At 72.3% G+C, this 5,860-nt stretch carries 4 protein-coding genes; 3 read left to right on the top strand and 1 reads right to left on the bottom strand.

Annotation, left to right across the window (positions count from 1 at the left end; all coding sequences use genetic code 11):
- Together WEB03_RS02705 and WEB03_RS02700 are read left to right on the top strand one after the other, a co-directional pair.
- A partial coding sequence (locus WEB03_RS02705; protein WP_368069430.1) for a thioredoxin domain-containing protein occupies nucleotides 1-1,952 on the top strand: 1,952 nt, incomplete at its 5' end.
- A gap of 66 nt (nucleotides 1,953-2,018) precedes the next feature.
- Nucleotides 2,019-3,008: an alpha/beta fold hydrolase gene (locus WEB03_RS02700; protein WP_368069429.1), complete on the top strand. Its 990-nt coding sequence runs from the start codon at nucleotides 2,019-2,021 to the stop codon at nucleotides 3,006-3,008.
- Nucleotides 3,009-3,028: 20 nt separating this feature from the next.
- Here the strand turns inward: WEB03_RS02700 and WEB03_RS02695 are convergent, their stop codons facing one another.
- On the bottom strand, nucleotides 3,029-3,391 hold the full coding sequence (locus WEB03_RS02695; protein ID WP_368069428.1) for a hypothetical protein: 363 nt from the start codon (nucleotides 3,389-3,391) through the stop codon (nucleotides 3,029-3,031).
- A gap of 221 nt (nucleotides 3,392-3,612) precedes the next feature.
- On the opposite strand from WEB03_RS02695, the gene WEB03_RS02690 reads away from it, so the two are divergent.
- On the top strand, nucleotides 3,613-5,706 hold the full coding sequence (locus WEB03_RS02690) for a hypothetical protein (RefSeq protein ID WP_368069427.1): 2,094 nt from the start codon (nucleotides 3,613-3,615) through the stop codon (nucleotides 5,704-5,706).
- Nucleotides 5,707-5,860: the final 154 nt, after the last annotated feature.

Here is a 5,860-nt window from a genome sequence, read left to right as displayed (position 1 = left end):
TTCCTTTCCGTGGGGTACTCGAGTTGCCACTGGAGACCGAACCCTGGTGCCACGTCATGGCGCACGAGTCCTTCGAGGACGACGAGGTCGCCGCGCAGATGAACGCGGCGTTCGTCAACGTCAAGGTCGACCGCGAGGAGCGTCCGGACGTGGACGCGGTCCACATGGCGGTCACGCAGGCGATGACCGGTCACGGTGGGTGGCCGATGAGTGTCTGGTTGACCCCGGGCGGGCAGCCGTTCCACGCGGGGACCTACTTCCCGCGCGAGCCGCGCCAGGGCATGCCTTCCTTCCCCGAGGTCCTCGACGCGGTGTCCGGGGCCTGGCACGAGCAGCGCGAGAAGGTCCTCGGCTCCGCGGCGACCATCACCGCCCGGCTCGCCGAACACCGCGACGTCGAGGTCGCCGACGCCATCGACCTCGGCGTGACCGACGAAGCTGCCGACGGCGTGCTGTCCGCTGCGTGGGACCGGCGACTCGGTGGGTTCGGGCGTGCGCCGAAGTTCCCGCAGGCCATGACGATCAGCTGGCTGCTGCACCGGCACGCCCGGACGGGGGAGGGACCGCCGCTCCAGGCCGCCGTCCAGGCCCTCACGGCGATGGCGCGCGGTGGCATCCACGACCAGCTCGCCGGCGGGTTCGCCCGCTACGCGACCGACGCGGCGTGGCTGGTCCCGCACTTCGAGAAGATGCTCTACGACAACGCCCTCCTCCTGCCGGCCTACGCCGAAGCCGCGACACTCACCGACGGCGACGCCCGCGTCGAACTGGCCCGAGTGGCGCGCTCGACGGCCCACTACCTGCTCACCGAGCTCCGCACCGACGACGGCGTGTTCGTGGCCGCGACCGACGCCGACTCGGAGGGCGTCGAGGGCCGCTACTTCGTCTGGCCCTACGACGAGCTCACGGCCGTGCTCGAACGCCACGGACACGACGTCGAACGGTGGACGAGCTTCCTCGGCGTCTCGCCGGGCGGGAACTGGGAGGGCACCAACATCCTCCACGAGCCGGTCGACCGTGTGACCTTCGCCGGTCAGTTCGGCGAGGACCCGGACGCCTTCGACCGGGCGTGGGATGCAGTCCGTCGCGATCTGCTGGCGCACCGGGCGCAGCGGATCCCACCCGGTGTCGACGACAAGGTGCTCACCAGCTGGAACGCGCTCGCGGCGCTCGGGCTGGCACGTGCCGGACGGCTGCTCGACGAGCCGTCCTGGGTGGAAGCTGCCGCAACCTGCCTCGACCGGCTCCACGAGGTCCACGTCGTCGACGGTGCGCTCCAGCACACCTCGTCGCTGGTCGACGGCGAGCGCGTCGCTCGCATCCCGGCCTTCCTCGAGGACGTCGCTGCCCTGGCGCTCGCTGACCTCGAGGTGCTCGGCGCGACGGGGGTCGGCCGGTGGTACGACCGCGCGATCGCGCTGGCCACCGACGCCGATGCCCGCTTCGTCGACGCCACCGACGGCGGGTGGTTCCAGACCGCGGAGGGGGCCGACGACCTCTACACGCGGCCGAAGGACTCCTGGGACAACGCGACCCCCGCCGGCACGTCGGTGATGGTCGAGGCGTGCCTCCAGCTCGCCGGCCTGTCCGGCGACCTGACGTGGCGGGATCGCGCCGAGCGGGGCATCCGCAGCATGGTGTCGGCCGCGGGTCGGATGCCCACCGGGTACGGGTGGCTGCTGCGCCAGCTCGAGGCGCTGGCGGCCGGCACCCAGGAGATCGCGATCGTCGGCCGGCCCGGTCCGACCCGGCAGGCCCTGGTGGACGAGGCGTCCCGGGTCCCGCGTCCCGGTGTGGTGATCGTGGTCGCGGACCCGGACCACGGGGACCGCGTGCCGGTCCTGGCCGCCCGCGGAGAGGTCGACGGCGGACCTGCTGCCTACGTCTGCAGGGACCTGGCCTGCGAACGTCCCGTCACGACGCCAGCCGAGCTCGCAGGTCTGCTGAGCTAGCGGACCGAACCAGCCGCACGGCCCGCGACGCGGCCGGGTGACGCGAACGACACCGAGGAGCGACACGTGCAGCACGAGGACTGGGGCACCCGCGCCGACCGATGGACCGGCACCCGCAGCGAGGTGGTGGCGGTGCACGGCACCGACGTCCACGTCCTGCGCCGAGATGCCGCCGTCGGCGCACCGCCCGACGCGCCGACGCAGCTGCTGGTCCACGGCCTCGGGGGCTCGTCGTCCAACTGGCTCGAGGTGATGACCGCGCTCAGCGAGCACGGCCCGGTGGTCGCCCCCGACCTGCCGGGGTTCGGTCGCACCCGGCCACCGGGGCCGCGAGCCTCCCGCACACCGATCAACGCCCGGTTCCTGCGCGCCTTCGCCCGGACGCTCGGGTTGGAGAGGGTCGTGCTGCACGGCAACTCCATGGGTGGGCTGCTCGGTGTGCTGTTCGCCGGGCTCGAGCCGGACCGTGTCGAACGTCTGGTGCTCGTCGACCCGGCCCTCCCGGGGCCGTTGCGGGCGAGCCGCAGCATCGCTCCGAAGACCCTCGCTCGGTTCGCCCCGTTCGTGGTCCCGCCGATCGGACGAGCGGGACTGAAGCTCGCCTGGCAACGGGGGACCGGCGAGTCGCTGTGGCAGGAGACCGTCGACTTCGTCCACGGCGACCCGGGTCGGATCTCGCCGGAGATCGCGGCGCTCGGGGCCGAGAGCCTCGACTGGGGGCGCGAGCAGCCGTGGCGCCTCGACGGGTTCGTCGAAGCCGCCACCTCGGTCGTGCGCGCGGTGACGATCGATCGCCGTCGGATCGGCGCCGCGATCGACCGCGTCGACGCGCCGACGCTCCTGCTCTGGGGTGACGCCGATCGGCTCGTCGGCCGCGCCGTCGTCGACGGACTGGTCGACCGTCGGCCTGACTGGGACGTGCACGTGTTCGAGACCGTCGGACACGTGCCACAGCTGGAGGCGCCGGGTGACTACGTCGAGGTGGTCAGGCGGTGGCTCGACGAAGGGGACGACGCCCCCGGCATCGACTCCGTCGCCGAGGCCGCCGGCGCCTGACAGCTGCCCCGCTCAGACCCTCACGCGAACTTGGCCTTGGCGTGCTCGCTGAACTGGCGCATGGTTTCGACCGGACCCACCTCCAGGAACACGGTGTCCACGAGCGTGGACGCGGTGTGCCCTGCCGGCCAGTAGTACGCCTCGCCGGCGGACGTGGTCTCCTCCGCACCGTCCTGGTCCAGGATCGTGATGGCTCCCTCGAGGACGATGCCCCAGTGGTGGCTGGGGCATCGGTCGCCCGGCAGACCCTCGAGCACGGGGCTCATGTCGGTGCCTGCGGGTACCCGTGCGTAGCGGACGCCCATGTCGCCCCATTCGACGTAGCGTGTGACGAGCTCGCCCTGCTTCAGCTCGATCGGTAGGTCGGCGAGTGCTTCCTTCATGGTGTGGCGTCCTGTCGTCGCGGATCGTCGTACGGGCGGGATCGAACTGCGGGTGATGCGTCGGGCTCGCTCCCGTTGGATCGCTCGACACCTTCAGGGCGGAAGAAGACGTGTTACGGCGGTGACAAGGCCGCTGTGGTGGCGACGGTCGCAGGCCGCCAGGCGCAACCAGCCCGGACGGCCGGCCCCGGCTCTACCCTGCGGCACGGAGGACACCCGCCTTGGAAGTGGTCCAGCACGCCGACGTCGCCTCCGCCGGGCGTGCCCGAGACGCCCTCGCGAACGCGGACTGGGCGGGCGCGTTCCGCCTGCTCAGCACCGTCGAAGCGGAGCGTGAGCTCGACACAGCCGAACTCGAGCTGCTGGCGTACGCGGCCTACGGCGCCGGCGAGCTCGAAGCGTCGCTGACCGCGTGGGAACAGCTCCACGCGGCACACGTCGCATCCGGCGATCACCTCGGCGCGGCCGGCGCCGCGGCGACGCTCGCCATGTACCTCATGATGGACACCGGGTTGATGGCGCCGGTCCGCGGTTGGCTGACTCGCGCCGAACGCCTCCTCGAGGGCCAGGAGGAGCACCGCGTCCACGCGCTCGTGGCGATGGTCCGAACCTACGAACGCATCATGTGCGGTGACCTCGTGGCCGCCCGCCACTGGTCGAGCCGCACGGTCGAGGTGGGTGAACGCCACGACGCCGAAGGGCCGGTCGCGATCGGCCGGATCGCCACCGCCAGGCTCCTCATCTTCGACGGCCACGTCGACCAGGGCCTGGAGCTGCTCGACGATGCCGCGGTCGCGCTCGTCTCGAGCAGCCTCGATCCGCTGACGATCGGGATGGTGTACTGCGAGCTGATCTGCGCCATGCAGGGCCTCGCGCAGTACGACCGGGCGGAGGAGTGGACGGAGGCCATGGACCGGTGGCGCCGAGACGACGCGTTCGGCGGTATCAACGGCCGCTGCCGCGTCCACCGAGCGGAGATGCTGCGGCTGCGTGGCGCCTGTGACGATGCCGAGGAGGAGGCCCTCCACGCGTGCGCCGAGCTCCGCCCGTGGATGCGGCGCGAGTACGGCTGGCCGCTCACCGAGCTCGGGACGATCCGCCTGCGCAGGGGCGACCTCGCCGGCGCCGAGGAGGCGTTCCTCGGTGCGCACGAGCACGGTTGGGACCCGCAGCCAGGTCTCGCTCTCCTCCGGCTCGCGCAAGGCGACGTCGCGGGCGCCAGAGCGCTCATACGTGAGGCGCTCGAGCGGCCCGCCGATCTGCCCTCGAAGGAACGCCCGCCACGGTCCGAGCTGTGCCGCGCCCCGCTGCTCGAGGCCGAGGTCGAGATCGCCGTCGCGGCAGGTGACATCCCGGCAGCACGACGGGCCGCGACCGAGCTGAGCAGCGTCGCGCAGTTGTTCCGTAGTCGCGCCCTCGACGCCAGCGCGTCGCTCGCACGAGGGCGCGTCGCCCTCGCAGGCGGGGACAACCGCGCAGCCATGGCCGCGTGCGAACGCGCCGTGACCGCGTGGTGCGAGGTGGGTGCTCCGTACGAGACCGCAGCGGCCCGGATGGTCCTGGCCGAGGCCGCGCACGCCGAAGGCGACGGTGCGCGTGCTGCCTTGGAGTCGCACGCCGCGGCGGCAACGCTCCACCGGATCGGTGCCTGGCGTCGCAGCGACCCCGAGGCGAGCAGCCGTCCCACCGCCGGCGCGACGACGGTCGACGAGCTCGCCACCGGGTCGGCGAGGTCGGAGACGGTGTTCCGACTCGACGGCGACACCCGGACGGTGACGTTCGCGGGGCACGAGGTGCTCCTGCGCGACCTCAAGGGCATGCGCTACCTCGCCCGCCTCCTCGCCCAGCCAGGACGCGAGTTCCACGTCCTGGACGTGGTCGGGGCCGAGGCAGGGGCGTCGACCGCCACGGCGATCGACGCTGACGGTCTCTTCGTCGTGGCGAGCGACGGACTCGGCCCCGTGCTCGACGACCGTGCGCGCGAGTCCTACCGGCGGCGGCTCGCCGAGGTGGACGAGGACATCGACGAGGCCAGCCGCCGAGGCGACAGCGAGCGGGCTGCCTTGGCCGCTGCGGACCGCGACTACCTCATCACGGAGCTGTCGCGGGCCTACGGCTTGGGAGGCCGCACCCGCGTCTCCGGTGCGACCTCCGAGCGTGCCCGCGCCAGCGTCACACGGTCACTCCGGTACGCGCTCGCCCGCATCGCCGAGCACCATCCACAGCTCGCCGAGCACCTCGACCGGACGGTGCGGACCGGCACGTACTGCAGCTACGTCCCCGATCCCCGCGTCCCGATCCGCTGGCAGGTGTGAGGTCGGCTCGAGCGCCAGCTCGGCCGCAACAGCCTCCTCACCCGAGGTCGACACCCAGCATCTGGAGGGAAGACGGTAGCGAACTGCTACCATCGGGTCATGGCCGTGAACATGCACATCCGAGATCTGGACGAGCCCACGCATCGGGAACTGG

Source organism: Nitriliruptor sp. (genome assembly GCF_040882075.1).
Lineage (GTDB): Bacteria > Actinomycetota > Nitriliruptoria > Nitriliruptorales > Nitriliruptoraceae > Nitriliruptor.
The sequence above is the reverse complement of the archived record's forward strand: the minus strand, read 5'-3'. Positions and strand labels throughout refer to the sequence as shown.

What these genes read in the sequence shown, in the direction of transcription:
- WEB03_RS02695 (WP_368069428.1), bottom strand. Translation starts at nt 3,391, where the DNA reads ATGAAGGAAGCACTCGCCGACCTACCGATCGAGCTGAAGCAGGGCGAG.